We start from the raw sequence: 24874 nt of genomic DNA on the forward strand, positions 1-24874 counted from the left end.
GGCCATCACATCGGCCGGCTCCCGGCGGGCTCACGTCCCGCCGGGCTCGTGCCCCGTCCAGTAATCGGCGCCATCGTCGTGCGTGGACAGCACAATCCTCTGATGGCAATGCTGGCATGTGTAGACAAAGACCTGCTTGCCGGCGTGCATCGCCGCATCGCCAGACCGCGCCAGGCGCGGATGAGGCGGAACATGACCGGGACGACCCAGCAGGTTCTTGCAAAGTTCGCAAGGAACCATCGTGCTCTCCAGACTCTGACTTCGGACCTTGCAACAACCATGTCCCCCCTACTTGCAGACATTGCTGCAGCGCAACAGGGGCCAGTATAGGCGCACGATCGTTCGATCGCCACGGGCTTTCTGGCGGATAGATTAATTCCTCGGTTTCCCTGAAAAGTTGGTCGCAAATCGGTCGGTGGCCGCCAGCAACTGGTCCATGATGCCTGGCTCCGTCCACGCATGGCCCGCGCCTTCGATCAGGTGGAAGTCGGCGTCCGGCCACGCCTGGTGCAGCGCCCAGGCGTACCGCGCGGGGCACGGCATGTCGTAGCGGCCATGCACGATGACGCCGGGGATGCCGGCCAGCTTGTGGGCATCGCGCAGCAGCTGACCGTCGTCGAGCCAGCCGCGATGCGTGAAGTAGTGGTTCTCGATGCGCGCAAAGGCCAGCGCGAAGTGGCCCTCGTCGTGCTTGGCGGCAATCTCGGGATTGGGCAGCAGCGTGATGGTCTCGGCTTCCCATACGCTCCAGGCGCGTGCGGCCTCCAGCTGCTTCTGCCGGTCGTCGCCGGTCAGCAGCTTGCGGTAGGCGGCCATCATGTTGCCGCGCTCGGCGGTGGGCACCGGGGCCTGGAAGCGCGCCCACTTGTCGGGGAACATCTCCGAGACACCGAACTGGTAGTACCAGTCGAGCTCTGCCTGCGACACGGTGTAGACCCCGCGCAGCACCAGTTCGCTGACACGCGCCGGATGCGCCTGCGCGTAGGCCAGCGCCAGCGTCGACCCCCAGGAACCCCCAAACACCAGCCATTGTTCCACGCCGATCAACTGGCGCAGCTTTTCGATATCGTCGACCAGATGCCAGGTGGTATTGGCCTCCAGCGACGCATGCGGCGTGGATTGCCCACAGCCGCGCTGGTCGAACAGCAGCACGTCGTAGCACGCCGGATCGAACAGGCGGCGATGGTCCGGCGAAATGCCGCCGCCCGGCCCGCCGTGCAGGAACACGGCCGGCTTGGCGCCGCGCGTGCCAACGCGTTCGAAATACAGGACATGACCGTCGCCAACATCGAGCGTACCGGTCTCGTAGGGTTCGATTTCGGGATAAAGCGTGCGCAGGGCGGACATGAAATGTTTCGCGTGGAGATCATTCGAAACAAAAAGTGTAGCCGCGGGCAGGACGATTGGCTTTAAGTTTCGTTTAAGTCTGCGGCCCTAGATTTGAGCCGTACTGCAACCGAACCCCCAAGAGGTGAAGCCATGAATCCCCAAGACGTGCAAGCACTGGAAGCCTTCCTGAGCCAACTGACCCAGGCGCGCGTGGACAACAAGGACGCCCAGGCCGCGGCAATGATTGCCGATGCGGCCGCGCGCCAGCCCGATACCGCCTACCTGCTGGTGCAGCGGTCGATGCTGCTGGATCGCGCACTGCAACAGGCGCAGACGCAGATCCAGTCGCTGCAGGCCCGGTTGCAGACGGCGCAGGCCGCCAGCGGCGCCGGCTCGCGCGGCTTCATGGACAACGACACCGCCTGGGGCAACAGCGCCGGCCGTGTGCCGCAGGCCGCCCCGGCGCCGCAGTATCCGCCGCAGCAGCCCTACCCTGGCGCGCCCCAGTACCAGGCCGCACCGGCGCAGCCCGCGCAGGCAGCCCGCCCGGGCTTTCTTGGCGGCGGGCTGGGCGGCACGCTGGGCACCATCGCCACTACGGCGGCCGGCGTGGCAGGCGGCGCGATGCTGTTCCAGGGCATCGAGAACCTGTTCCATCGCGGCAGCAGCGGCGGCGGCTTCTTCGGCGGGCAGCCGGCAGTGGGCTCCGAGACCGTGGTGAACAATTTCTACGGCGACGATAACGGCGGCAGCCAGCGCGACAACGCGCTGCTGGCCGACAACGGCAATCTCGACAACGGGCTGGACGACTATATCGACGCCGGTCAGGACGACGACTCGTCGTTCTTCTGACCGCCTCTGTAGGACAGCCACCGGTTGCCGGCCTGCCCCATTGCGGGCAGGATCAGGGCAACCGGGCGCCGCCTGCCCGGGACAACGGGAGCCGGCGCCATGAAGACGTTCCACTGCAACCGCTGCGACAACCTGGTGTTCTTCGAGAACATCGCGTGCGAACGCTGCCAGGCCACGCTCGGCTTCATTCCCGGGTTATCGCAGCTGGCCGCCTTCGAAGGCGACGATGCCGGCGGCTGGCGCAGCCTCCATCCCGACGCCCGCGGCGCCATGTTCCGCCGCTGCCACAACTACCAGGTGGAAGCGGTGTGCAACTGGATGGTGCCGGCGGACAATCCCGGCACGCTATGCGAGGCGTGCAAGCTGACCCACACCATTCCAAACCTCGATGCGCCCGAGAACCGGCTGTACTGGTTCCGGCTGGAATCCGCCAAGCGGCGCCTGCTCTATACGCTGCTGTCGCTGGGGCTGCCGGTCATCTCGCGCGATGACGATCCCGTGTCGGGCCTGCAGTTCGACTTCCTGGCCGACACCGGCCCGCACGACCCGGCGATGACCGGGCACGACAACGGCCGCATTACCATCAACATCGCCGAAGCCGACGACGCGTACCGCGAAGGCACCCGCACCAGAATGGGCGAAGCCTATCGCACGCTGCTGGGCCATTTCCGGCATGAGGTTGGACATTTCTATTTCAACCGGCTGATCGCCGGCACGCGGCGCATCGAACCGTTCCGCAAGCTGTTCGGCGACGAAAGCGTCGACTACGCGGCGGCGCTGCAGCGGCATTACGACCATGGCGCGCCGCCCGACTGGCAGGCGTCGTACGTCAGCGCCTACGCGACGATGCATCCGTGGGAGGACTGGGCCGAAACCTGGGCCCACTACCTGCATATGGTGGATACGCTTGACACGGCCGTGTCATGCGGGCTGGTGCTCAAGCCGGAAAGCCCGCGCGAGCCTACGCTGACCGACCAGACGCCCGTGGAGGACGCCAGCTTCCGCAGCCTGATGCAGCGCTGGTTTCCGCTGACCTACGTGTTGAACAGCCTGAACCGCAGCCTGGGCGTGCCCGACGGCTACCCGTTCACGCTATCCCCGGGCGTGGTAGCCAAGCTGGAATTCGTGCATCGCGTGATCGATGCCGCGGCGCGCGAGCATGCCAGCCACGCGCCACAGCCGGCCAACCCGCCGGCCGGCAAACCCACCGGGCGGCCGGCGCCCGGGACTGATATCAAGCCGTCACGGTAACGTCACGGTCCCGCGTGCCGGCCAGCGACCACGCAAACACCACGAGCCCGCCCAGCGCCAGCAGCGCGCCAACCCAGCCCGTGGACGTCCAGCCCATGCCGGCGGCAATGGTCACGCCACCCAGCCAGGCGCCCAGCGCGTTGGCCATGTTGAAGGCCGAATGATTGAGTGCGGCGGCCAGCGTCTGTGCGTCGCCGGCCACGTCCATCAGACGGATCTGCAGCGGCGGGCCCAGCGCCACCGCCGTACCCACCAGCATCACGTTCAGCGACGCCAGCCAGGCGTGGTGCGCCGTGAATACGAACGCGCCAAGCACCAGTGCCGACCACACCAGCACACCGCCCACGGTGGGCATCAGCGCGCGGTCGGCCAGCTTGGCACCCGCCAGGTTGCCCGCCACCATGCCGACGCCAAACAGCGCCAGCACGATCGGGATACCGCTGGCCGGCATGTGCGCCACCTCGAGCATGGTCGGCTTGACATAGCTGAACACGGCAAACATGCCGCCAAAGCCAATCGCGCCAATGCCGAGCGTGAACCACACCTGCTTGCGCGCCAGCGCCGACAGTTCGCGCAGCGGGCTGGCACGGCGGTCGGCCGGAACGAACGGCACCCAGCGCCACACCAGCAGCACCGTCAGCGCACCGATCGCGCCCACGATCATGAACGCGGCGCGCCAGCCCAGCCATGTACCGATGCCGGCAGCGATGGGCACGCCGACCAGCGTCGCTACGGTCAGGCCCAGCATGACCAGGCCCACCGCCTGGGCACGGCGTTCGCGCGGCACCAGGCTGGCCGCCACCAGCGCCGCCACCCCAAAGTAGGTGCCATGCGGAAAGCCGGTCAGCAGCCGCAGGACCAGCATCGACAGATAGCTCGGTGCCAGCGCGCTGGCCACGTTGCCGACGGCAAAGAATGCCATCAGCGCGATCAGCAGGTTGCGGCGCGGCCAGCGCGCGCCCAGCACCGCCAGCAGCGGCGCACCGATCACCACGCCCAGCGCATAGGCGCTGATCAGATGGCCGGCCTCGGGGATGCTGATGGCGAGGTCGCGCGCGGCATCGGGCAGCAGGCCCATGATGACGAACTCGCCGGTGCCAATGCCAAAGCTGCCCACGCCAAGCGCCAGCAGCGCGCGGCGGTCGGCGGCACGGTTGCGGGGCGTATCGGAGTGGGCGTGGGTGGCGAGATCGGGGACGTTATCGAAGTTTCCGGAAGGAGCGGTCATGAGGAGAGATCGCGAGACATCTGTTATGGCTTTGCGCCGCGCACTGGCGGGCAGGATCTTGCGTCCTGCCTCGGGGGCTCCAGCGTGCTCCGGTGCGGCGTCGATTGGGTAATGCGGGTAATGCGAATGATGCGGCTACGTAGTACTACGTTGCACCGCCGGGGGCGGCACGGCTACGCGAGGGCGCTATTGTGAAGCAAAACCGTATTCGCTGCCGATGGCCGGTGCAATGCCCCTTTGCCGCAGTCCTGTATCCGCCGGTATCCAGCGCCCGCGGTCACCACTGTGGGATAGGGCACAAGAGCATGGCGGTGCATGTACTCGCCGCCCTATGCTGGAGACATGCGGCGCCGGGGTACCGTACCCATGAAGCATGGCGCCGGGTGCCGCGCGTCTTGTCGTGTGGGAGGGGATATGTCCCTGCGTAATGCTCTGCTTCTTTCGGCCATTGGCCTGGCCTGGACCCTTCCCGCCTTCGCGCAGGGATGCCAGCACGACATGCAGTGCAAGGGCGACCGGATCTGCAACATGGGCACGTGCATGGCGCCCGATGCTGACAGCCCCGATGCGTCGGCGCCAACCTCATCGTCAAGCAAATCGATGCCGACGATCAAGCTGTCGCCACAGCCATCGTCTCCGGCACAACCCTCCTCGCCAATGCAGTCGCCGCAGCCAATGCAGCAGCCCTCGGCGCCCTCACAGGTTCAGCCGCAGTCGCAACACGTCAGCGTGCCGCGCAGCTGCTGCACCGTGGCAGGCAAGTTGCGCCTGTCGCCGCCGCAGTCTGGCGACGCGCCGCTGGTGGCCGGCGATACCTGCCAGGGACTGACCACCACCGGCAAGCCCGTGCCGGGTACGGCCTGCAACTGATCCGCCGGTAACCGGGCGCCCGCCGGCTCAGGTGGCCGGCAGCGACGCAACGATGGCCTGGCGCAGCCACTGGTGCGCGGGGTCGCGATGCAGGCGCTCGTGCCAGAGCATCGACATCTCGTAGCCCGGGACTTCGACCGGTGCATCCACCACTTGCAACGCCGGGTTGTCGACCACCAGCCGCGCCGGCAGCATTGCCACCAGGTCGGTGCCCGCCACCACCGCCGCCACGTACAGGAAATGCGGCACGGACAGTGCCACGCGGCGCGACATTCCGGCCGCCGCCAGTGCCTCGTCAGTGACACCGAAGAAGCCGCCACCATCGGGCGACACGATCACGTGCTCCAGCGCGCAGAACTGCGCCAGTGTCGGCTTGCGTTTCAGGCGCGGATGTCCGGTGCGCCCCACCAGCACATACCGCTCGGTGAACAGCGGCAGCCGATGCAGCGAATCGGGCGAGCCTTCGGTGGTATGGAAGGCCAGGTCGATATCGCCGCGCTCGGCCTGGCGCACCAGGTTGGCCGGCACCATCTCCACTACGGCCACCCGGGTACCCGGCGCCGATTGGCGCAGCCCCGCCAGCGCGGGCAGCAACACCGTCGATTCGCTGTAGTCGGTAGCCGCGATACGCCAGGTATTGGCGGCTACCGCCGGATCGAACGGGTGTTCGGGCGACACGGCCAGTTCCAGCGCCGCCAGCGCCTCGCGCAATGGCGCCCGCAACGATTCGGCGCGCGCGGTGGGCCGCATGCCGCGCGGCCCCGGTAACAGCAGCGGATCGTCGAATATCTCGCGCAGTCTCGCCAGATGCACGCTGACCGATGGCTGCGAATAGTGCAGCCGCTCGGCTGCGCGGGTGACGTTGTGCTCCGACAGCAGCACATCCAGCGTGACCAGCAGGTTCAGGTCGAGGCGGCGCAGGTTCGTCATGGCATTCTTTAATGGCTGGGATTCTGGATATTCATTTCTAATATACCAATGCCCGACCTATCCTGCCTTCACCGACTGATCAATGGAAGGCTGCCATGAACGTACTGATTGTTTACGCCCACCCCGAACCCACGTCGCTGAACGGGTCGCTCCGGGATTTCGCAGTGCAGCGCCTGGAGGCCGCCGGGCACCAGGTGCAGGTTTCGGATCTCTATGCCATGCAATGGAAGGCACCGCTCGATGCCGGGGATACGCTGGAGCGGCGCCCAGGTGGCGCGCCCTTCCATCCGTCGCTCGATTCGCGCCACGCCTTCGAGAACGGCGTGCAGAGCCCCGATATTGCCCGGGAGCAGGAAAAGCTGCGCTGGGCCGATGCCGTGATCCTGCAGTTTCCGCTGTGGTGGTTCTCGATGCCGGCCATCCTCAAGGGCTGGGTCGAGCGCGTGTACGCCTACGGCTTTGCGTACGGCGTGGGCGAGCATTCGGACATGCGCTGGGGCAGCCGGTATGGCGAAGGCACCCTGGCCGGCAAGCGGGCGATGCTGATGGTGACCACGGGCGGCTGGGAATCGCACTATGGCCCGCGCGGTATCAATGGGCCCATGGACGACATCCTGTTCCCGATCCAGCACGGCATCCTGTACTACCCCGGCTTCGACGTGCTGCCGCCGTTCCTGGTCTATCGCACCAGCCGCATGGATGCGGCGCGCTACCAGGCCACGACCGATGCGCTGGGCGAGCGTCTGGACCAGCTGTTCACGGCCCCACCGATTGCGTTCCGTCCGCAGAACAGCGGCGCCTACGAGATTCCGGCGCTGACGCTACGGCCCGATATCGCCCCGGGGCAGACCGGTTATGCGGCACATGTGTCCGAAGCGGCCTGAAAACTGTGAAATGAGACCGGGGACGCCGGGACGCGGCTAGCGGTCCCGGGTGACGCTTACGCCGGCATCCACGGTGCCGTAGGCGGTCACACTGGACTGCCGACCGCCGGTGTCGGAAACGGTCGTACATCCCTGGGCCATGGCCAGCAGGAAAAATATGCCGATGGTGCTGAAGATGATGCGCATGGCAGGGCCTGAATCGTAGCAATTGCAGGCTTCGACGCCCGGGCGGGCCGGGAAGTTTCATGCTCCCCGGCCGGCAGGACGTTCCCGGCCGCCGGCACGCGTTGCGGCGGGCCGCGTCGGGCCGCTCAGGCTGGCTGCGCGGCGCTGGCTTCGCGGGCCGCCTGACGATAGTGGCGCGTGTGCCGATAGAGCCCGTACAGGCTCGTGGCCGTGAAGCCGAGCTGCTGGACGAACAGGCCATACGTACCGGTAACCAGCGCAAAGGCGCTCCACACCAGGTTCGAGCACAGGTAGGCGATCCATCCCCAGCGCGATGCGCGGTTGTGCAGCGCCACCAGGAACGATCCGCTCATGGCCAGGGCGCACCCCGACCATTCGAGACCAGTCAGCAATTGAGGGATTTGAGCAGCAAGCTCCATGGGGGTTGTCTCCGATTTGTGTTCATTTTTTGTATGCAAAACGGAGACTACCGGAAATGGGCCGGATCACGCAAGCGGTATGTCTGCGGGCGGGCAACGTGCTACGCCGCCGCGCCATAGAAGCATCACAGAAGCGGCCCTGGCGCGGCATAGCGGCGGCAGCCGGGTCCGGGCAATGCGGCGCTACAATGCGCGCTCTTTACCACTGGGAACCGATGCATGCTGCCGGACAGCGAATCGCTACTCCTGCTCGTCACGCGCGAGATGCCCTTCGGCAAGCACAAGGGCACGCTGATCGCCGACCTGCCGGGCAATTACCTGAACTGGTTTGCGCGCGAGGGCTTTCCGCCCGGCGAGATCGGCCGCCTGCTGGCGCTGATGCACGAGCTTGACCACAACGGCCTCAAGGACCTGCTCAAGCCGCTGCGCGCACGGCTGCCGAAGCGCTAGACCACGAAAGAAGGGCCAGCCACGTGGCCGGCCCTGCCGCCCTGCTGCCTGCCATCGCGCCGCCAGCGCCTACTTGACCGCCTGGGCCGGCGTGGGCTGGTTGGCGGTACCCGGCGGAATCTGGTAGCTCCAGGTTTCGCTGAGCGGCTTGCCGTTGGCCACCAGGGCCTCGCGCATTTCCACCACCTTGTTCGGGTCCTTGACCCTGATGCGCAGGGTCACGCGGTAGCCCTTGGTCACGGGATTCGGCTGCAGCACGTTCTCGATGACCTCGGCGTTGTCGCCCACGTTGAACTGCGCCTGTACCGGCGTGTTCGGCGGCAGCGAGGCCAGCGGACCGCCTTCGAAATCGATCACGAAGCCCAGGCTGCCATCCAGATGGCGGATCAGGTTCTTCTGCGTGATCTCGCCGGCCGTGCGCAGCGTCTGCTTGGCCCACGCCAGGTCCTTCGCGAACACCCCACGCTCGTCCATGGTCCAGTGGATCGTGTAGTCGGCCTGGATCGGCGTGCCCTTGGGCGGCAGCTGGTCGGGCGTCCAGAACGACACAATGTTGTCGTTGGTTTCGTCCGGCGTGGGGATTTCCACCAGCTCGACCTTGCCGCGTCCCCAGTCGCCCTGCGGCTCGATCCACGCGCTCGGGCGCAGGTCGTAGCGGTCCTTCAGGTCTTCATACGACGCAAAATCGCGGCCGCGCTGCATCAGGCCAAACCCGCGCGGATTGTTCACCTGGAACATGCTCAGCGCCACGTACTTCGGGTTGTTCAGCGGACGCCACAGCCATTCGCCGTCGCCGGTATGGATCGACAGGCCATTCGAGTCATGCAGTGCCGGGCGGAAGTTGTTGGCATCGCGCATCTGCTGCGGGCCGAACAGGAACATGCTGGTCAGCGGGGCAATCCCCACCTTCTTGACCGCGCTGCGCATGAAGACGCGCGCCTGCACCTTCAGCACCGCATCGGAGTCGGGCTGCAGTTCGAAGCGATAGGCGCCGGTGGCGCTCTTCGAATCGAGCAGCGCGTAGAACACCAGGCGCTTGTCCTCGGGCTTCGGGCGCTCGATCCAGAACTCGCGGAAGGCCGGGAATTCCTCGGGCTCGGACAGCCCGGTGTTGATCGCCAGGCCACGCGCAGACAGCCCGTAGACCTGTCCCTTGCCGATCACGCGGAAATAGCTGGCCCCCAGCACGCTCATCACCTCGTCGAGCTTGTCGGCGCGGTTGATCGGGTACAGCACGCGAAAGCCTGCGTAGCCAAGCTTGTTGGTGGCGGCCTTGTCGAGCTTGAGATCGCCAAAATCGAAGCGGCTGGGCTCGTACTTGATCTCGTGGACGCGGTTGTCGACGATCTCGCTGATCCGCACCGGCGTGCTGAAATGCATGCCCTGGTGGTAGAAGCCGAGCTTGAACGGCGTGCCCTGCTCCTTCCATTCCACGTTGTCCATCTTCGGCTGGATCTTGATGTAGTCGCCGAACTGCATCTGTGCGAAAACGGGCGGCAGGTTGCTGACCGGCGCCGCGTAGGGCTGGTCGGCCAGCTTCTTCGCGCGGGCGGTCACGTCGTCAAGCGAAAACGCGTGGGCGTGCGCGGCGCCAAGCAGGCAGCCTGCAAGGGCGACGCCCGGCAAGACAAGTTGCAACCTGTTACGAAACGACGCGACGGGGCGAGCGACGAAAGCGGCAAACACCAATCAATCTCCTGAATTCACATCGGGAAAAGCCACACAACGGCCACAAACCGGCCATTTTAGGCACAGTAAGGCTGTAAACTTGCGGCGCAGTTCAGAAAAATAACCGATTTCGCCTGACGTGCCTGTCAGACACGTGACGACAGCCGGCCAAGCGCCCTTGCCGCATCATGGCGGGCCATGATCCCGGCAGTCCGTCCGCCAGTCCGCTCATCAGAGACAACGAAGAATGCGAATGCTTTCCACGCTGGCCCTTGCCGCCAGCCTTGCCTGCGCGCCCATGTTTGCCGGCGCCGCACCTGCCGACACCACCGCCCCGGCGCCGGCCAACACGGCGCCTGCCACCGACAGGCAGGCGTTCATCGACGGCCTGATCGGCCGGATGACGCTCGACGAGAAGATCGGCCAGCTGCGCCTGATCAGCATCGGGCCCGAAATGCCCGCGCCGAAGCTGATGGAGGAAATCACGGCCGGGCGCGTGGGTGGCACCTTCAACTCCGTCACGCGCAAGGACAACCGTCCGTTGCAGGAAGCGGCCATGCGCAGCCGCATGAAGATCCCGATGCTCTTCGCCTATGACGTCGTGCACGGACACCGCACCGTGTTCCCGATCAGCCTGGGCCTGGCGTCGAGCTGGGATATGGGCGCGGTGGAGAAAGCCGCGCGGATTTCGGGCCAGGAAGCCGCGTCGGACAGCCTGGACGCCACCTTCGCGCCGATGGTCGACATCTCGCGCGATCCGCGCTGGGGCCGCATGTCGGAAGGCTTCGGCGAAGACCCGTTCCTGGTGTCGCAATGCGCGCGCGCCAGCGTGAAGGGCTTCCAGGGTGCGTCGCCGGCCAACCCCGACAGCGTGATGGCCTTCGTCAAGCATTTCGCGCTGTACGGCGCCGTGGAAGGCGGTCGCGACTACAACACCGTCGACATGAGCTTGCAGCGGATGTACAACGACTACCTCCCGCCCTACCGCGCCGGCCTGGATGCGGGCGCTGGCGGCGTGATGATCGCGCTGAATTCTGTCAACGGGCAGCCGGCCACGTCCAACAAATGGCTGCTGCGCGACCTGCTGCGCAAGGAATGGGGCTTCAAGGGCGTGACCGTAAGCGACCACGGCGCCATCGACGAGCTGCTGCGCCATGGCGTGGCCAGCACGGGCCGCGACGCCGCCAGGCTGGCCATCGAAGCCGGCGTGGACATGAGCATGGCCGATACGCGCTACCTCGAGCAGTTGCCCACGCTGGTCAAGTCCGGCGCGGTGCCGATGTCAGTGATCGACGAAGCAGTGCGAGAGGTGCTGAACGCCAAGTACGACATGGGCCTGTTCCAGGACCCGTTCCGCCGCATCGGCCGCGCCGCCGACGACCCACCCGACGTCAATGCCGAAAGCCGCCTGCACCGCGCCGAGGCGCGCGAGGTGGCGCGCAAGTCGATGGTGCTGCTGGAAAACCGCAACCGCACGCTACCGCTGAAGAAGGGCGGCACCGTGGCTGTGATCGGCCCGCTGGCCGATTCGCAGATCGACATGATGGGAAGCTGGTCGGCCGCCGGCGTGGCAAGGCAGTCGGTCACGCTGCTGCAGGGCATGCGTGATGCGCTGGCGGGCAAGGGCCAGGTGACATACGCGCGCGGCGCCAATATTACCGACGACCAGCGCGTGGTGGGCTACCTGAACTTCCTGAACTGGGACGATCCCGAAGTTGTGCAGGACAAGCGCTCCGACGGCGACATGATCGAGGAAGCCGTGCGCGTGGCGCGCGGCGCGGACACCATCGTGGTGGCCGTGGGCGAGACGCGCGGCATGTCGCACGAGGCATCGAGCCGGTCGAGCCTGGGGCTGCCTGGCAGCCAGCTGGCCTTGCTCAAGGCACTCAAGAGCACCGGCAAGCCGCTGGTACTGGTGCTGATGAACGGCCGCCCGCTGACGATCAACTGGGAAAAGGAGAACGCCGACGCGATCCTGGAAGCCTGGTATCCCGGCACCGAGGGCGGCCATGCCATCGCCGACCTGCTGTTCGGCGACGCCAATCCGTCAGGCAAGCTGCCGGTCACCTTCCCGCGCTCGCTGGGCCAGATCCCCACCTACTACAACGCGCTGCGCATCGGCCGGCCGTTCACGCCGGGCAAGGCGCCGAACTACACCTCGCAGTACTTCGAGGAGGAATATGGCCCGCTCTACCCGTTCGGCTACGGGCTCAGCTACACCACTTTCAGCATGTCCGACGTGCGGCTGTCCGGCGCCAGACTGGCGCGCAACGGCCAGATCACGGCCAGCGTGACCGTGAAGAACACCGGCGACCGGGCCGGCGAAGCGGTGCTGCAGTTGTACCTGCAGGACGTGATGGCATCCACCGTGCGGCCGGTCAAGGAACTGAAGGACTTCCGCAAGGTGATGCTGGCGCCGGGCGAGTCGCGCGTGATCGACTTCCCGATCGGCGAGGACAAGCTCAGGTTCTACAACGCCAGGCTGGAATACGTGGCCGAACCGGGCGAGTTCAACGTGCAGGTGGGTTTTGACTCGGCTGCCGTGAAGGAAGCGAAGTTCACGCTGGAATGACCGGTATCCACGCCCCGGCTCCGCGCGGGATCGGGGCGTCAGGCATCATCGGCAGGAAGGATCAGCGATTGCCGTCCAGCAGGTCGTTGAGCACTTCGTCGAAGGCCGCCTGGGCGTCTTCCAGCGCCTGCAGCGCGGCGTCGAAGGTCTGCAATGCGATCTTCGACGGCTTGCCGCCGCCCTGCGGCGGATACTGGCCTTGCAGCGCGGTGAAGGCTACCTGCACCTGGCGCGTGGCATTGACCACGCGTTCCATTGCCTGCGCCTCCTCGGCGCGTTTCTGTTCGTCACTCATGCAACAGCCCCCCGTGGCCGTAATGTCGATATGCGGCATATCGTACAAGAACTTGCGGGCACCCTGCCGGGTCCAACGCCGCATTGCCAGAAATTCGGGTAGGCTGGACGAGTCATAACAGCCCCGTGACCCTGTCCGTCACCGCCCGTCGTCACCGTTCAACGCCCCCATGTCATCGTCGTTATTGCGCAGGACACTGGCCGCCACCCTTGTGACGGCCGGCGGCTTTGCCTGCTATTGGACCTATCTCACCGTCAACCAGGAGCGCCTGCTGTTCGACGCCCGGCGGCGCCCGCCGCGCGACCTGCCCGACGGCATCGACGCCTATTCGCACCCGGTGCCGGGCGGCCAGTTCCGCGGCTACACCTATCACGCCGACCACGAAGGCGTGCGCGACCTGCTGTTCTACCTGCCCGGACGCGGCGAAGACGTCCTGGACACGCTGCAGTTCATGAAATGGCTGCCAGCTGGCATGGGCTTCGCCACCTTCGACTACCGCGGCCTGGGCCATTCCGACGGCATGCCGTCCGAGGCGGCGGCCGTGGCCGATGCGAGCCAGTTCCTGCTGCATCTGCGCCGCGCCTTCCCGGGCGTGCGCGTGCATGTGGTGGGCCGCTCGCTGGGTACCGGCGTGGCGATCCAGCTGGCCGACCTGCAGGATTTCGAAAGCCTGCAGCTGATCACCCCCTACGATTCGCTGCTGGAAATCGTGCGCAAGCGCTTTCCGCTGGTGCCGCTGCGCCAGCTGATGCGCCATCACTTCGATTCGATCTCCCACTGCAAGAAGGTCGTGCAAAGCACCAAGGTGCTGCTTGCGGAACGCGACGACGTGGTGCCACACGCATGCTCCGAGCGCCTGATGGCCGCATGGCCTGGCCCGGTGGCCGTGCAGACCATTGCCGGGGCCGACCACTACACCATCGTCGAATTGCCCGAAACCTGGCTCGCGCTTTGCGAATTCGCCCAGCAGGTGCCGCATCAGCCGCCCCCGTTATCCGAAGCGCCGCGGCGCGCGTCCAAATCGCCACCTCCCGACGTCACTGAAACCGGTGTGCCGTTGCCGCTTTCCGCAGCACGGTAGAATGCGCGCCATGAAAAAAATCGTAGTCAAGGCCGCGGCCGTAACCGCAGGCCTGGCGGCGGCCGGTGTGCTGCTGGCCGGTTTTGCCGCCGTGGTCAGCTTGCGGCAGCTGCCGTCCGTCGACGCATTGCGCGACTATCGCCCCCAGGTACCGCTGCGCGTATTCACCCGTGATGACGTGCAGATCGGCGAATTCGGCACCGAGCATCGCGAGTTCATTCCGATGGACCGCATGCCGAAGCTGATGTCCGACGCGCTGCTGGCGGCCGAGGACGACCAGTTCTACAGCCATGTGGGCGTGGACGTGCCGGGCCTGGTCCGCGCCGCGCTGGCCAATATCGGCGAGGGCTACGCCCAGGGCGCGTCGACCATCACGATGCAGGTAGCACGCAATTTCTACCTGTCGCGCGAGAAAACGCTGTCGCGCAAGTGGTACGAGATCCTGCTCGCCTTCGAGATTGACCGTTCGCTGCCCAAGGAGCGCATTCTCGAGCTCTACATGAACCAGGTGTACCTGGGCGAGCACGCCTACGGCTTCGGCAGTGCGGCGCAGACCTACTTCGGCAAGCCGCTGGCGCAGCTGTCGCTGGCGGAGACGGCCATGCTGGCCGGCCTGCCCAAGGCGCCCTCGACGATGAATCCGATCGTCAACCTGCCGCGCGCCAAGCGCCGCCAGGAGTACGTGCTGGGCCGCATGCTGGCGCTGGGCATGATCACGCAGGACCAGTATCGCGACGCACGCAACGCGCAGGTCGTGGTCAGCCACGATGCCAATGGCCGCTTCGACGGGCACGCGGAATACGTTGCCGAACTGGCGCGCCAGCTGGCGCACGACCGTTTTGGCGACGAGGCCTACACACGCGGCATCAATGTCTACACCACGGTGTCGTCGATGCACCAGACGCTGGCGTACGACGCCGTGCAGGCCGGCATCGAGCGCTACGGCAAGCGGCATGGCGCAGCAAAGGCCGCCACGGCGTTGCCGCAGGCTGCGCTGATATCGCTGGACGCCCGCACCGGCGCCATCGAGGCCATGGTGGGCGGCACCGATTTCAACACCAACCGGTACAACCACGCCACGCAGGCACAGCGCCAGCCGGGCTCGACGTTCAAGCCGTTCGTCTATTCGGCGGCGCTGGAGCGCGGCATCTCGCCGGGCACGCTGATCAACGACGCGCCGCTCGACAATTCGCCACGCTGGCAGCCGTCGAACGACGACGGCCGCTTTGTCGGCCCGATCACGGTGCGCCAGGCGTTGGCCGAATCGCGCAACCTGCCGGCCATCCGCACGCTGCAAGCCATCGGCATTCCGTATGCGATCGACTTTGCGGGCAAGTTCGGCTTCGCGACCAAGCGCCTGCCACCGTACTTGCCGATGGCGCTGGGCACGGGCACCACGTCGCCGATGCGGCTGGCTGCGGCCTACGGTGTGTTCGCCAACCAGGGCCACCGCATCGAGCCGTATCTGATCGAGAAGATTACCGACGGCGACGGCAATGTGCTGTTTGCCGCCGATACCACCGAGCCGCCGCGCGTGATTTCCGAGCGCAATGCCTTTGTCATGAACAGCCTGCTGCAGAGCGTGGTGGACGAAGGCACGGGCACTGGCGTGAAGCGCTATTTGCGCCGCGATGACGTGGCCGGCAAGACCGGCACCACGAACGATTCGGTGGACGGCTGGTTCGCGGGCTACGCGGGGCAGGTGGTCACCGTGGCATGGATGGGCTTCGACGACAACCGCACCCTGGGCCGGCACGAGTTCGGCGCGACCACGGCACTGCCGATCTGGGCCGCCTATATGGAAGGCCGCCTTGCGGGCGTGCCCGACGCGGGCTTCGCGGCACCGCCGCAACTGGCCCAGTTCAACAACGACTGGGCCTATGCCGAGAACGCCGACGGCAGCCACGGCATGGCGTCGCTGGGTTTCCCGCCCCCGCCGGCCGTGCCCGACCTGCCGGCCGACGGCAGTGCGCCCGGCGTGCCCGTTGCCCCGACCCCGACGCCGGCCGCGCTGGACGTGCCGGCATCGACCAGCGCGCCGCGTGCCAGCGGCGCTGCCCTTTGATCGTCGATATCACCGCGCCGACGCCACCCTTCTGACGCCGACCATGCCTGTCTACGCCACGCCGCTGATCTGGGCAGTTGCCACGCTGGCCACCCTGGGCGTGCTGTTCCGCCCGTTCCGGCTGCCGGAGCCGTTCTGGGCCATGTCCGGCGCGCTGCTGCTTTGCGTGGCCGGCCTCCTGCCCTGGCGCGATGCCCTCGAAGCGGTGGCGCGCGGCAACGACGTCTACCTGTTCCTGGCGGGGATGATGCTGATCTCCGAACTGGCCCGCAAGACCGGGCTGTTCGACCACGTGGCGGCGCTGGCCGTGCGCAGCGCCCGGGGCTCGGCGCGCCGCCTGTTCGTGCTGGTCTACGGCTTCGGCATCGCCGTCACGGCCTTCATGTCGAATGACGCCACGGCCGTGGTGCTGACACCGGCCGTGCTGGCCGCCACGCGCGCCGCACGCGTACGGCACCCCCTGCCCTATCTCTACGCCTGCGCGTTTATCGCCAACGCGGCCAGCTTTGTACTGCCGATCTCGAATCCGGCCAACCTCGTGCTGTTCGGCGAACGCATGCCACCGCTGCTGGGCTGGCTGACGCGCTTCACGCTGCCCTCGGTCGTGGCCATCGTCATGACGTTCGTGGCCCTGTACTGGACCCAGCGTGACGCGCTGGCCGAGCGCATCGCCGACGACGTGGAAACGCCCCCGCTGTCACGGCAGGCATGGCTGACCACGGCCGGCATCTTCCTGACCGGAGCGGCACTGCTGACGGCGTCGCTGCGGGGCATGGACCTGGGCTGGCCCACCTTTATCGGCGGCGCCGCAACGCTGCTGGCCGTCTGCGCCACGCAGCCGCGGCTGCTGCGTCCTGCGCTGACCGAAGTGTCCTGGGGGGTGCTGCCGATGGTGGCCGGGCTGTTCGTGCTGGTGGCAGGCCTGTCGCAGACCGGCCTGACCGGCCAGCTGGCCCACTGGGTGCAGGAATTGTCGCAACGCCAAGGCACCGACGCAGTGATCGGCGCGGGCATGGCCGGCGTGCTGGTGGGCGTGGTCAGCAATATCGTCAACAACCTGCCCGCCGGGCTGTTCGCCGCGTCGGCACTGGCCGCCGGCCATGCGTCGGAGACGGTGACGGCCGCCGTGCTGATCGGCGTGGACCTGGGGCCAAACCTGTCGGTAACCGGTTCGCTTGCCACGCTGCTGTGGCTGACGGCGCTGCGCCGCGAGGGCCATGCCGTCAGTGCTGGCACATTCCTCAGAACCGGCGCCATCGTGATGCCGCTGGCACTGCTGCCGGCGCTGGCCGTCTTGCGCTGAATCCGCCCGGCGCGTTTTCGCTTATAGTGAAGCACCGCGCACCGCGCCCCTATCCCGCCGATCGCCAGCGGCCGCACATGTCACACAAGGACCACCCCGAGGGAGGCAGGCACCCTGCCCACACACCGGTTTCCGACCGGATTCGCGCCCGGATCGCCGACGCCGGCGAACGCTTTCATGCCAACGACAACATCGCCCGTTTTATCGAACACGGCGAACTCGATGCCTTGCAGGCCGAGGTCGAGGCGCGCATGGAAGAGGTGCTACGCACGCTGGTGATCGACGTCGACCAGGATCACAACACCCGCGAGACGGCCCGCCGCGTGGCAAAGATGTACCTGAAGGAGATCTTTGCCGGACGGTATGCCAAGGCGCCCGAGGTCACGGAATTCCCCAACGTCGAACAGCTCAACGAGCTGATGATCGTGGGCCCGATCCGCGTCCGGAGTGCCTGTTCGCATCACCTGTGCCCGATTATCGGCAGCCTTTGGGTGGGCGTGATGCCGAACCGGCATTCGAACCTGATCGGTCTGTCGAAATACGCCCGGCTGGCCGAATGGATCATGTGCCGCCCGCAGATCCAGGAAGAAGCCGTGGCCCAGGTGGCCGACCTGCTGCAGGAAAAGATGAATCCCGACGGCCTGGCCATCGTGATGGAAGCCGAACACTTCTGCATGCATTGGCGCGGCGTGCGCGACACCGATGCCAAGATGACCAACAGCGTGATGCGCGGGTCGTTTCTGAAGGACGACAAGTTGCGCCGTGAATTCCTGACGCTGCTGAACCTGAACCGACGCTGATCCGCCCCGCCCCTGCAGGAGGCCACCATGCTAGTTCGTCTGCTCTATGCCAGCCGCGCCAGGGAACCCCTGGCCGCCGATGTGCTGGATGCCATCCTCGAAACCAGCCTGGCGCAGAATCCGCGCCACGGCATCACCGGCGTGCTGTGCCATGGCAACAGCATCTTCCTGCAGGCGCTGGAAGGCAGCCGGGAAGCGGTGTCGCGCCTTTATCTCAATATCGGCCAGGACAAGCGCCACCACGACGTGGTGCTGCTGCACTACGAGGAAATCGCCGAGCGGGCGTTTTCGGGGTGGTCGATGGGACGCGTCAACGCTGGCAAGATCAACGCCGCGACGCTGCTCAAGTATTCGGCACAGGGCGAACTCGACCCGTACCGCATGCCTGGCGCGGCATCGCTGGCATTGCTCAAGGAACTGATTGCCGGGGCTTCTATCGTCGGGCGCAGTCCGGAACGCGGACGAAGCTGATACGGATGGCAGGGCCAGGAGCCGTTCAGGCCGACAACTGGCCGAACAGCCCGCACTCCAGGTCGCTCTCCAGTTCTTCCACCCATGATGTGCCCGGCCCGGCGTCGTAGACGCTTTCGGCGCCGGTACCCTGCCTTCGCACCGTCACCTGGCGCGCCGCCGTGCCATTGACATCGGAAATGTCGAATTCCTGCACAGCGAGACCGACCTGTCTGAACACGGCCTCGACGTCCTGCCGTTCCTGCGGGGGAAACTCGTCGAATTGACGCATCGTCATGGCACACCTCCACGCGGGCATTTGCGCGCGGCCATAGCATGCCACTTTTCCCTGCCGCCCGTGACGCAGTGCGAAAGACCACACCCTTCTCGAATGTATTGAAACTTCAGCGTCACACCGCGCCGATACACGCCGCTCCTGGCCGTCGGCCGGCGCGCGCCGGGATAGCGATCCAGTTCATAGCGCTTTTACGAATTCTCTCTGGCACATCATCGTGATCCGTTGCGGCGTGCCACCCAACGCACTCCAACACGCTCGAACGCGCCCCCGGAGATAACAATTCGTCCAAGAATGCGATGTCCATTTTCTGAACTCAACGTATCGCCTTCGTAATCCCGTGACGCCGTACGCTGGACTTTGCAGATTCTCGTAATTTTTAAATGAACAGTGATAGACCGTGATTGCGCGGACTCGTAGTGTCGACATCCTTATCTCCATCCCTATGGAAACGACAATGCGCAAGAAGATCACTCAAGAGACAGAAGGCGAGCAACGGCGTCAGACCATCTTCCATACGGCTCAGGCACAGGCCCATGCCCTGCATGGCATGTACCGGGACACGCTTGCCACCTTCATGTCCACACCTTCGGCCGTGCCGGTTCCCCGGGCCGCGCGCGCCATATTCTGGCTCGGTCGGCTCAGGCAATGGCGTGCGATCGATCTGGACAATGGCGAGACCTGCCCCACACCGAACTGGCTCTCGCTGCAGCTTGGCGTGGTGGAGTCCGTGTCCGGCACGCATGCACTGGCCCTGCACAAGGAGCAATGGAGCGGCCCGACCCGCCGCCAGACCTACGAACGCGACATGTCGCAACAGATCGCCATGCTATTGGCGCTCGACTGGAAGGACCTTGGGTCTTTCTGTCTCGACGCCTGGTTCGGCATCGATAGCGACCTTGCGGCCCTGCACCCGTTGAATGGCATGACCGGGATGATCGTGAGCGTTGCCGGGCAGGCGCTGGGTGTCAGCGTTCCGCAAACCGTCTTCCACAAGAGCGATGCGCTGCTCGCCCGCATCGTCGAGCGCTGGCAAGCGGACGACGAGACGTTCATGCCGCTGGCATTCGAACTTGCCGACCGCCACCTCATGCAATGCAGGCTCGATACAGATCACCCGCTATTTGACTTCGATCATCCGGTCGAGCAGACCATTCCGGTCGAACTGCTCATGCTGATGCGACTGCGGGGCTCGAACCAGCTGCCCGATTACCTGATGAAACATGCCGCGCTGTCGCACCCTGCGGCGATGCTGATCAAGGGCAGCCCACCGGTGCAGTCCCAACGCTGCGCAGGGTTCATCGAACGCGTCAGCCGGCTGCTGCCGCAGTACCGTGCATTTACCGATGCCATCGACAAGCAGGCACAAAGCCTCTCGGAGATACATCCGTAATGGTCGCGCGTCGGAAATCTAGTTGATCTGCTATTTCTCAATCGATCCGCAAACGCCAAAATGCGACCGATCCGATGCATGGTTCGACTGATTGACGCAACGCCATTGCATGGTCTTCACGGTCATGAACAGCCGTGTCATTGCCCTTCATCCTCTCATCCGATGACGAAACTCAGAGAGTATTTTTCTATGTAATAGATATCTGACAATACGCAATTCGCCTTGTCACATAACTGTGATTTTCGGGAACGGATGGAGTATTTTTCCTATGCTTGAAAAAGCACCAAAACGAGTCGCGATTCCTACCGGACGCGTCATCTGTCTGCGAAAAGGACTTTGAGGCATGCCTGCAAAAACCATTAGGGTCGCTCTGGCTGACGACCATCCCCTCGTCGTCACGGCCCTGCGCGACTGTCTGCAGCGTACGCCGGGCTTCCAGGTCAAGTGTGAATGCACAAACGGCAGCGAGCTGATCGGCGCCCTGGCCCAGAACCCGGTCGATGTGGCCGTCACCGACTTCAGCATGGGACATGGCGATACGTCGCTCGACGGCTTCAACCTGCTGCGCAGGCTCGGCCGCCTTTACCCCGAAACGCGCATTGTCATTGTCAGTGCGCAGACAAATCCGGGCGTCGTCGTGCGCGCGATGAAGCTGGGGGCCCGCGCATTCGTCAGCAAGGAAGACGAACTCGACGAGATCGTACGCGCCTGCATCCACGTGACCGTCAGCAACGGCAACTTCTATTCGCCCTCGATCCGCGCCGTCCTGGACAGCGTTGCATCGGCCGCGCCCGCTACCGAACTCACGCTGCGCGAACTGGAAGTCGTGCGTCTGTATGCGCAGGGTTTCCAGCTGAACGAGATTGCCAGCAAGCTTGGCCGATCGGTCAGCACGATCTCCAGCCAGAAAACGGTTGCCATGCGCAAGCTCAATGTCCAGACCAACACGGATCTGATTCGCTACGCCTACGAAAACGGGCTGATCTGATCTTTTGCCATGCAGCAGATACTGGATCGCACCCAGCAGTCCCTGGCGCAGTCGTTTGCCGCTCTCGCACGCAACGCGCGGCGCCAGCAGCATCTTTATTACGCCACCGTCGGGCTTCTGATCGCCATTATCATCGTGTCCGGCCTGCTGCTGGCGGGGCTGGCTGCCGCGCGCCATCTCGACGTTCGCCGCAGCCACGTGGCGCAGTACGTCAGCAGCATCTCGCTGAAGCTGCAGAGCCAGACGTCGTTCCTGCGCCGCACGGTGCTGACCGTCGACTACTATCTCGCCGCTTCCAGTGACGCGCCGCCCGATCCAGATCTCCTCGCGCAGATTCGCCGTACCGGCGCCGCCCGGTCGCGCGATGGCAAGTATGTGCTGCTCGTGTCCGATGCCGCGCGGCGGGCCTTGGGCGATGCGCTGCCGCACAAGGTCTGGCAACTCCAGCAGATCGCCACGGCCACACTGACCACCGGGACGGCGTTCGGGCTCGATGCAAAGGCATACGTGGTTGCGCCCGACGCATCGTTCGCCATCCTGGTATCTCCTGCGGAGATCGATGTCGCCACGATACCCAATGCCGGTTTCGTGGCCCATCTGCGCGACGACCTGGTGCGACACGTCCCGCAAACGGCAGACCGGGCAGACCAGGCCGGCACTGGCCAGGCAGGGCCGCACTGGATCGGCCCCGTCGACGATCCGGTGCAGCACACGCGCGCAATGATGGCAACGCTTGACGCACGCGGCTCCAATTCGAGCGGACAAGCCACCGTCGTAGCCGCGAGCATTCCGGCCCGGTCATTTCTTGCCGGCCTTGCTCGGCCCGCCGATCCCGCCACGCTCTGGCTGGTGAATCGCGGCAACGACAGGATCGACGTATCTCCCGACACCGATGACAGCCTGTCGGACAGGATTCTGGCGCGTGCCAGCGGCATGCCTCCCGACACGCCCAGCGCGACCCGCGACGGGCTGCTGCTGGTGCAGCAACTGGACCCGGCCTTCGGGACGCTGGTCTATCTGCTTTCCTACGGCACGCTGCTGCACGCCATCTCCACCGAACTCCTTGCCATCCTCGGTGCCGGACTGGTGCTGATCTTCTGCATTGTCCTGACCGCGCGCTATTGGGATATCCATCTGCTGCGCCGCAGCCACGCCGAAGCTGCCCGTTCGCTGGAAAACGAGACCATCAACCATATTCTGGTCAGCGCAACGCCAATCGGGCTGTGCATCGTGCGCCAGCACGACGAGTCGATCCTGACATCGAACGCGGTGGCCGACTCGTTGCTCGGCCACACCCAGGGAGCCCGCATGCCCGCATACATCATGGATGCGCTGCGGGCTCAAGGCGCACTGCCTGGCAAGGCCACGCTCGCGTCGATCGTGCAGGTAACGGTGCCGGCGGCAGCCGCGGCCGGTACCGACGCAGCTGTCGCATCCCTCCCTGAGCCACCGGCTGCGGTCACACGCCAGTTCCTGCAGGTAACCTGCGCGCCGGCCAGGTACCGGGACGAAGCGGTCTTGTTCTGCGCGATACAGGACGTCACGGCACAGCACCAGCTCGAACAGCAGTTGCGCGGTGCGCGCGAGGCAGCCGAAGCCATGATGCGTGCACGGTCGAATTTCTTTGCGTCGATGAGCCACGAGATCCGGACGCCCTTGAACGCCCTGCTTGGCAATCTGGAACTCCTGGCCCGCGCGGACGGCCTGGAGGCCCAGGCGCCCCGGCTTCGGGCCCTGCAGATGGCTTCGGAAGGCTTGCAACGGATCGTCAACGACATCCTCGATTTCTCGAAAATCGACGCCGGCGAAATGAAGCTGGTCAAGGAGCCGTTCCGGCCGATCGACGACCTGGAAAGCCTGTCGATGTCCTACGCGCCGATGGTTCAAGGCAAGCCGATCCGCTTTTACGTCCACCTGTCGCCCACGCTGGACACCGTGCTGACCGGCGACCGCACACGCATCGCACAGGTCATCAACAATCTGCTAAGCAATGCGTTCAAGTTCACGCTGTGCGGCAAGATCACGCTCAGCGCCGAGATCACCACCGACACCCAGGACCGCAACGTACTCATCTGCCGCGTGCGCGACTCCGGCATTGGCATGCCACCCGCGCTGGTCGCCCGGATCTTTCATCCGTTCGTCCAGGGGGAGGCCAGCACATCGGCGAGATATGGCGGAACCGGGCTCGGCCTGTCGATCTGCGCACGGCTGACCGAACTGATGAACGGCCATATCACGGTGGAAAGCGTGGAGGGCGTCGGCAGCGCGTTCACGGTGGCGGTACCGCTTGGCGAGGCAGCCACGCCGGCGGCCGCGCCTGAACCGCTGACCCATGGCACCCGCGCGATGATTCTCTGCCAGGAAACCGAGTCGGGCGCCATGCTGCAAGCCTGGCTGGAACGTGCTGGCTGGCGCTGCGACGTCTTCCATCATCTCGGGGCTGCCCAGGCATGGCTACGCGCCAACCGGTCTCATATTTTCGTGGTCACGGGGGAATACGGGCTCGACACCATCGCAGCGCTTCGGCAGTTGCACCCCGCCAATGTGGTGTGGGTCACCCGGGACGGCCCCGAGCGCCCTGCCGATCGTGGGCAAGGCGTATTCGAGGTATCGACATTTAGCCATAACGCTATCCTGACGGGCACAATCGCCGCCCTGAACGCAGAGCCAGCCGAAATCTGTGCCAGCGTGCAGGATGGTCGGCCGAATGACATCGCCGTACCGCACCCTGCCCCGGCCCCCGCCGTCGTCAGCACCGGCAGCGGCAACGTTCCGCGCCGTGCGATTCTGGTGGCCGAAGACAATGCCTTGAACCAGACGCTGATCGCCGAGCAACTCGTGACGCTGGGCTGGGACCCCGTGGTGGTCGGCGACGGGCGCCAGGCGCTGTCGAGCTTCGAACATGGGCACTTTGAAGCGGTCCTCACCGATGTCCATATGCCGGTCATGGACGGCTATGAGTTGCTTGCAGCGATCCGCGCCATCGATCCGGTCGTGCCGGTGCTGGCGTTCAGCGCGGTCACGCGCACCGAACAGGCCGGTGAGTGGAAGACTCGCGGATTTACTGGTCATATCGCCAAACCGGCTTCGTTGAAGGCGCTGGAACAGGCGCTGCAAGCCATTCCGGGCGCCGTCGCCGTGAGCCCTCCCGACGCACATGGCGCCATACCCGCAAGCCGCAAACAGGACAAGCCGCCAATTCCAGGCTCCGAAATTGCGCGCTACCAGACCATGCTGCTCGAACATCTGCGGAGCGACGGGCCGGAACTGGCTGCCATCCTGCTGCGTCATGACACCCAGGCGCTCTGCCATTGGGCGCATCGCTCGGCCGGCGCTTTCCTGGTGGTCAATGCACAAAAGATGGTGCAACTGTGCCGCCAGGTGGAATCGCTCTGCGGTCAGGCAACCAACTGGACACCGGAAATTGCCAGCGCCGCCAGCGCGCTGCATGAGGCCGTGCACGCGTATTGCGACGAGGCTACTGGCCTGAACGCTTGAGCCAGCGGCCATTGGCCGGCTCGGCGGTGCGGCTGCACCACACATTCCGCCGGGAAGGTGCGCCAAA

23 protein-coding genes are annotated in these 24874 nt (G+C 65.6%); 14 read left to right on the forward strand and 9 right to left on the reverse strand.

The window, feature by feature from the left end:
- Positions 1-30: 30 nt before the first annotated feature.
- Both ACOABP_RS21550 and pip read right to left on the reverse strand, forming a co-directional pair.
- Positions 31-240, reverse strand: a complete 210-nt coding sequence (locus tag ACOABP_RS21550; protein WP_474230175.1) for a hypothetical protein — start codon at positions 238-240, stop codon at positions 31-33.
- A 132-nt stretch (positions 241-372) separates the two neighbouring features.
- Positions 373-1347 (reverse strand): prolyl aminopeptidase, encoded by a 975-nt coding sequence (gene pip, locus ACOABP_RS21555; protein ID WP_474230176.1) that lies wholly within the window; start codon positions 1345-1347, stop codon positions 373-375.
- A 132-nt stretch (positions 1348-1479) separates the two neighbouring features.
- Between pip and ACOABP_RS21560 the strand changes: the two genes are divergently transcribed.
- Together ACOABP_RS21560 and ACOABP_RS21565 are read left to right on the forward strand one after the other, a co-directional pair.
- Entirely contained in the window at positions 1480-2181 is a 702-nt protein-coding gene (locus ACOABP_RS21560) for a DUF2076 domain-containing protein (protein ID WP_474230177.1), read from the forward strand.
- Positions 2182-2280: 99 nt separating this feature from the next.
- A complete protein-coding gene (locus ACOABP_RS21565) occupies positions 2281-3432 on the forward strand; it encodes a zinc-binding metallopeptidase family protein (RefSeq protein WP_474230178.1) in 1152 nt (383 codons plus the stop codon).
- Here ACOABP_RS21565 and ACOABP_RS21570 read toward each other — a convergent pair.
- Positions 3416-4660, reverse strand: coding sequence for an MFS transporter (locus ACOABP_RS21570; protein WP_474230179.1), 1245 nt, complete (start codon positions 4658-4660; stop codon positions 3416-3418). The genes ACOABP_RS21565 and ACOABP_RS21570 overlap by 17 nt on opposite strands.
- A 414-nt stretch (positions 4661-5074) precedes the next feature.
- Here ACOABP_RS21570 and ACOABP_RS21575 point away from each other — a divergent pair, with 414 nt between their 5' ends.
- Positions 5075-5530: a hypothetical protein gene (locus ACOABP_RS21575; protein ID WP_474230180.1), complete on the forward strand. Its 456-nt coding sequence runs from the start codon at positions 5075-5077 to the stop codon at positions 5528-5530.
- A gap of 27 nt (positions 5531-5557) precedes the next feature.
- Here ACOABP_RS21575 and ACOABP_RS21580 read toward each other — a convergent pair whose 3' ends face one another.
- Entirely contained in the window at positions 5558-6460 is a 903-nt protein-coding gene (locus ACOABP_RS21580) for a LysR family transcriptional regulator (protein ID WP_474230181.1), read from the reverse strand.
- A 95-nt stretch (positions 6461-6555) separates the two neighbouring features.
- On the opposite strand from ACOABP_RS21580, the gene ACOABP_RS21585 reads away from it, so the two are divergent.
- Positions 6556-7344, forward strand: coding sequence for an NAD(P)H-dependent oxidoreductase (locus tag ACOABP_RS21585; RefSeq protein ID WP_474230182.1), 789 nt, complete (start codon positions 6556-6558; stop codon positions 7342-7344).
- Between the two features lie 36 nt (positions 7345-7380).
- Here ACOABP_RS21585 and ACOABP_RS21590 read toward each other — a convergent pair whose 3' ends face one another.
- Together ACOABP_RS21590 and ACOABP_RS21595 are read right to left on the reverse strand one after the other, a co-directional pair.
- On the reverse strand, positions 7381-7530 hold the full coding sequence (locus ACOABP_RS21590) for a hypothetical protein (protein ID WP_474230183.1): 150 nt from the start codon (positions 7528-7530) through the stop codon (positions 7381-7383).
- Positions 7531-7655: 125 nt separating this feature from the next.
- Positions 7656-7949 (reverse strand): nicotinamide mononucleotide transporter, encoded by a 294-nt coding sequence (locus ACOABP_RS21595; RefSeq protein WP_474230184.1) that lies wholly within the window; start codon positions 7947-7949, stop codon positions 7656-7658.
- 219 nt (positions 7950-8168) lie between these two features.
- Between ACOABP_RS21595 and ACOABP_RS21600 the strand changes: the two genes are divergently transcribed.
- Positions 8169-8399 (forward strand): DUF3820 family protein, encoded by a 231-nt coding sequence (locus tag ACOABP_RS21600; RefSeq protein WP_066736431.1) that lies wholly within the window; start codon positions 8169-8171, stop codon positions 8397-8399.
- Positions 8400-8468: 69 nt separating this feature from the next.
- Here ACOABP_RS21600 and ACOABP_RS21605 read toward each other — a convergent pair whose 3' ends face one another.
- Positions 8469-10025 carry a glucan biosynthesis protein G gene (locus ACOABP_RS21605; protein WP_474230185.1) on the reverse strand — a complete coding sequence of 519 codons (1557 nt, stop codon included), beginning with the start codon at positions 10023-10025 and terminating at the stop codon, positions 8469-8471.
- A 295-nt stretch (positions 10026-10320) separates the two neighbouring features.
- Here ACOABP_RS21605 and bglX point away from each other — a divergent pair, with 295 nt between their 5' ends.
- Positions 10321-12639, forward strand: coding sequence for a beta-glucosidase BglX (bglX, locus tag ACOABP_RS21610; RefSeq protein ID WP_474230187.1), 2319 nt, complete (start codon positions 10321-10323; stop codon positions 12637-12639).
- A 61-nt stretch (positions 12640-12700) separates the two neighbouring features.
- On the opposite strand, the gene ACOABP_RS21615 is transcribed toward bglX, so the two are convergent.
- Positions 12701-12934 carry a hypothetical protein gene (locus tag ACOABP_RS21615; protein WP_066736452.1) on the reverse strand — a complete coding sequence of 78 codons (234 nt, stop codon included), beginning with the start codon at positions 12932-12934 and terminating at the stop codon, positions 12701-12703.
- A 169-nt stretch (positions 12935-13103) separates the two neighbouring features.
- On the opposite strand from ACOABP_RS21615, the gene ACOABP_RS21620 reads away from it, so the two are divergent.
- From ACOABP_RS21620 to ACOABP_RS21640, 5 genes are all read left to right on the forward strand, one after another.
- A complete protein-coding gene (locus tag ACOABP_RS21620) occupies positions 13104-14015 on the forward strand; it encodes an alpha/beta hydrolase (protein WP_474230189.1) in 912 nt (303 codons plus the stop codon).
- Positions 14016-14025: 10 nt separating this feature from the next.
- Positions 14026-16080 (forward strand): penicillin-binding protein 1A, encoded by a 2055-nt coding sequence (locus ACOABP_RS21625; protein WP_474230190.1) that lies wholly within the window; start codon positions 14026-14028, stop codon positions 16078-16080.
- A gap of 43 nt (positions 16081-16123) precedes the next feature.
- Positions 16124-17383 carry an arsenic transporter gene (locus ACOABP_RS21630; RefSeq protein WP_474230191.1) on the forward strand — a complete coding sequence of 420 codons (1260 nt, stop codon included), beginning with the start codon at positions 16124-16126 and terminating at the stop codon, positions 17381-17383.
- Between the two features lie 77 nt (positions 17384-17460).
- Positions 17461-18183 carry a GTP cyclohydrolase I gene (gene folE, locus ACOABP_RS21635; protein WP_066736424.1) on the forward strand — a complete coding sequence of 241 codons (723 nt, stop codon included), beginning with the start codon at positions 17461-17463 and terminating at the stop codon, positions 18181-18183.
- Between the two features lie 27 nt (positions 18184-18210).
- Positions 18211-18654 carry a BLUF domain-containing protein gene (locus tag ACOABP_RS21640; RefSeq protein ID WP_474230194.1) on the forward strand — a complete coding sequence of 148 codons (444 nt, stop codon included), beginning with the start codon at positions 18211-18213 and terminating at the stop codon, positions 18652-18654.
- Between the two features lie 25 nt (positions 18655-18679).
- On the opposite strand, the gene ACOABP_RS21645 is transcribed toward ACOABP_RS21640, so the two are convergent.
- Positions 18680-18931 (reverse strand): hypothetical protein, encoded by a 252-nt coding sequence (locus ACOABP_RS21645; RefSeq protein WP_066736407.1) that lies wholly within the window; start codon positions 18929-18931, stop codon positions 18680-18682.
- 454 nt (positions 18932-19385) lie between these two features.
- Between ACOABP_RS21645 and ACOABP_RS21650 the strand changes: the two genes are divergently transcribed.
- From ACOABP_RS21650 to ACOABP_RS21660, 3 genes are all read left to right on the forward strand, one after another.
- On the forward strand, positions 19386-20321 hold the full coding sequence (locus ACOABP_RS21650; RefSeq protein ID WP_474230196.1) for a hypothetical protein: 936 nt from the start codon (positions 19386-19388) through the stop codon (positions 20319-20321).
- Positions 20322-20664: 343 nt separating this feature from the next.
- Complete coding sequence (locus ACOABP_RS21655) at positions 20665-21309, forward strand: response regulator (protein WP_474230198.1); 645 nt, start codon at positions 20665-20667, stop codon at positions 21307-21309.
- A gap of 9 nt (positions 21310-21318) precedes the next feature.
- Positions 21319-24807 carry an ATP-binding protein gene (locus ACOABP_RS21660; protein WP_474230200.1) on the forward strand — a complete coding sequence of 1163 codons (3489 nt, stop codon included), beginning with the start codon at positions 21319-21321 and terminating at the stop codon, positions 24805-24807.
- The last annotated feature ends 67 nt before the right edge of the window (positions 24808-24874 follow it).

Source organism: Cupriavidus sp. HE11, assembly GCF_056097175.1.

Coding starts and splice junctions, on each gene's coding strand:
- ACOABP_RS21550 (WP_474230175.1), bottom strand. CDS start 240: ATGGTTCCTTGCGAACTTTGCAAGAACCTGCTGGGTCGTCCCGGTCAT.
- pip (WP_474230176.1), bottom strand. CDS start 1,347: ATGTCCGCCCTGCGCACGCTTTATCCCGAAATCGAACCCTACGAGACC.
- ACOABP_RS21560 (WP_474230177.1), top strand. CDS start 1,480: ATGAATCCCCAAGACGTGCAAGCACTGGAAGCCTTCCTGAGCCAACTG.
- ACOABP_RS21565 (WP_474230178.1), top strand. CDS start 2,281: ATGAAGACGTTCCACTGCAACCGCTGCGACAACCTGGTGTTCTTCGAG.
- ACOABP_RS21570 (WP_474230179.1), bottom strand. CDS start 4,660: ATGACCGCTCCTTCCGGAAACTTCGATAACGTCCCCGATCTCGCCACC.
- ACOABP_RS21575 (WP_474230180.1), top strand. CDS start 5,075: ATGTCCCTGCGTAATGCTCTGCTTCTTTCGGCCATTGGCCTGGCCTGG.
- ACOABP_RS21580 (WP_474230181.1), bottom strand. CDS start 6,460: ATGACGAACCTGCGCCGCCTCGACCTGAACCTGCTGGTCACGCTGGAT.
- ACOABP_RS21585 (WP_474230182.1), top strand. CDS start 6,556: ATGAACGTACTGATTGTTTACGCCCACCCCGAACCCACGTCGCTGAAC.
- ACOABP_RS21590 (WP_474230183.1), bottom strand. CDS start 7,530: ATGCGCATCATCTTCAGCACCATCGGCATATTTTTCCTGCTGGCCATG.
- ACOABP_RS21595 (WP_474230184.1), bottom strand. CDS start 7,949: ATGGAGCTTGCTGCTCAAATCCCTCAATTGCTGACTGGTCTCGAATGG.
- ACOABP_RS21600 (WP_066736431.1), top strand. CDS start 8,169: ATGCTGCCGGACAGCGAATCGCTACTCCTGCTCGTCACGCGCGAGATG.
- bglX (WP_474230187.1), top strand. CDS start 10,321: ATGCTTTCCACGCTGGCCCTTGCCGCCAGCCTTGCCTGCGCGCCCATG.
- ACOABP_RS21615 (WP_066736452.1), bottom strand. CDS start 12,934: ATGAGTGACGAACAGAAACGCGCCGAGGAGGCGCAGGCAATGGAACGC.
- ACOABP_RS21620 (WP_474230189.1), top strand. CDS start 13,104: ATGTCATCGTCGTTATTGCGCAGGACACTGGCCGCCACCCTTGTGACG.
- ACOABP_RS21625 (WP_474230190.1), top strand. CDS start 14,026: ATGAAAAAAATCGTAGTCAAGGCCGCGGCCGTAACCGCAGGCCTGGCG.
- ACOABP_RS21630 (WP_474230191.1), top strand. CDS start 16,124: ATGCCTGTCTACGCCACGCCGCTGATCTGGGCAGTTGCCACGCTGGCC.
- folE (WP_066736424.1), top strand. CDS start 17,461: ATGTCACACAAGGACCACCCCGAGGGAGGCAGGCACCCTGCCCACACA.
- ACOABP_RS21640 (WP_474230194.1), top strand. CDS start 18,211: ATGCTAGTTCGTCTGCTCTATGCCAGCCGCGCCAGGGAACCCCTGGCC.
- ACOABP_RS21645 (WP_066736407.1), bottom strand. CDS start 18,931: ATGACGATGCGTCAATTCGACGAGTTTCCCCCGCAGGAACGGCAGGAC.
- ACOABP_RS21650 (WP_474230196.1), top strand. CDS start 19,386: ATGCGCAAGAAGATCACTCAAGAGACAGAAGGCGAGCAACGGCGTCAG.
- ACOABP_RS21655 (WP_474230198.1), top strand. CDS start 20,665: ATGCCTGCAAAAACCATTAGGGTCGCTCTGGCTGACGACCATCCCCTC.
- ACOABP_RS21660 (WP_474230200.1), top strand. CDS start 21,319: ATGCAGCAGATACTGGATCGCACCCAGCAGTCCCTGGCGCAGTCGTTT.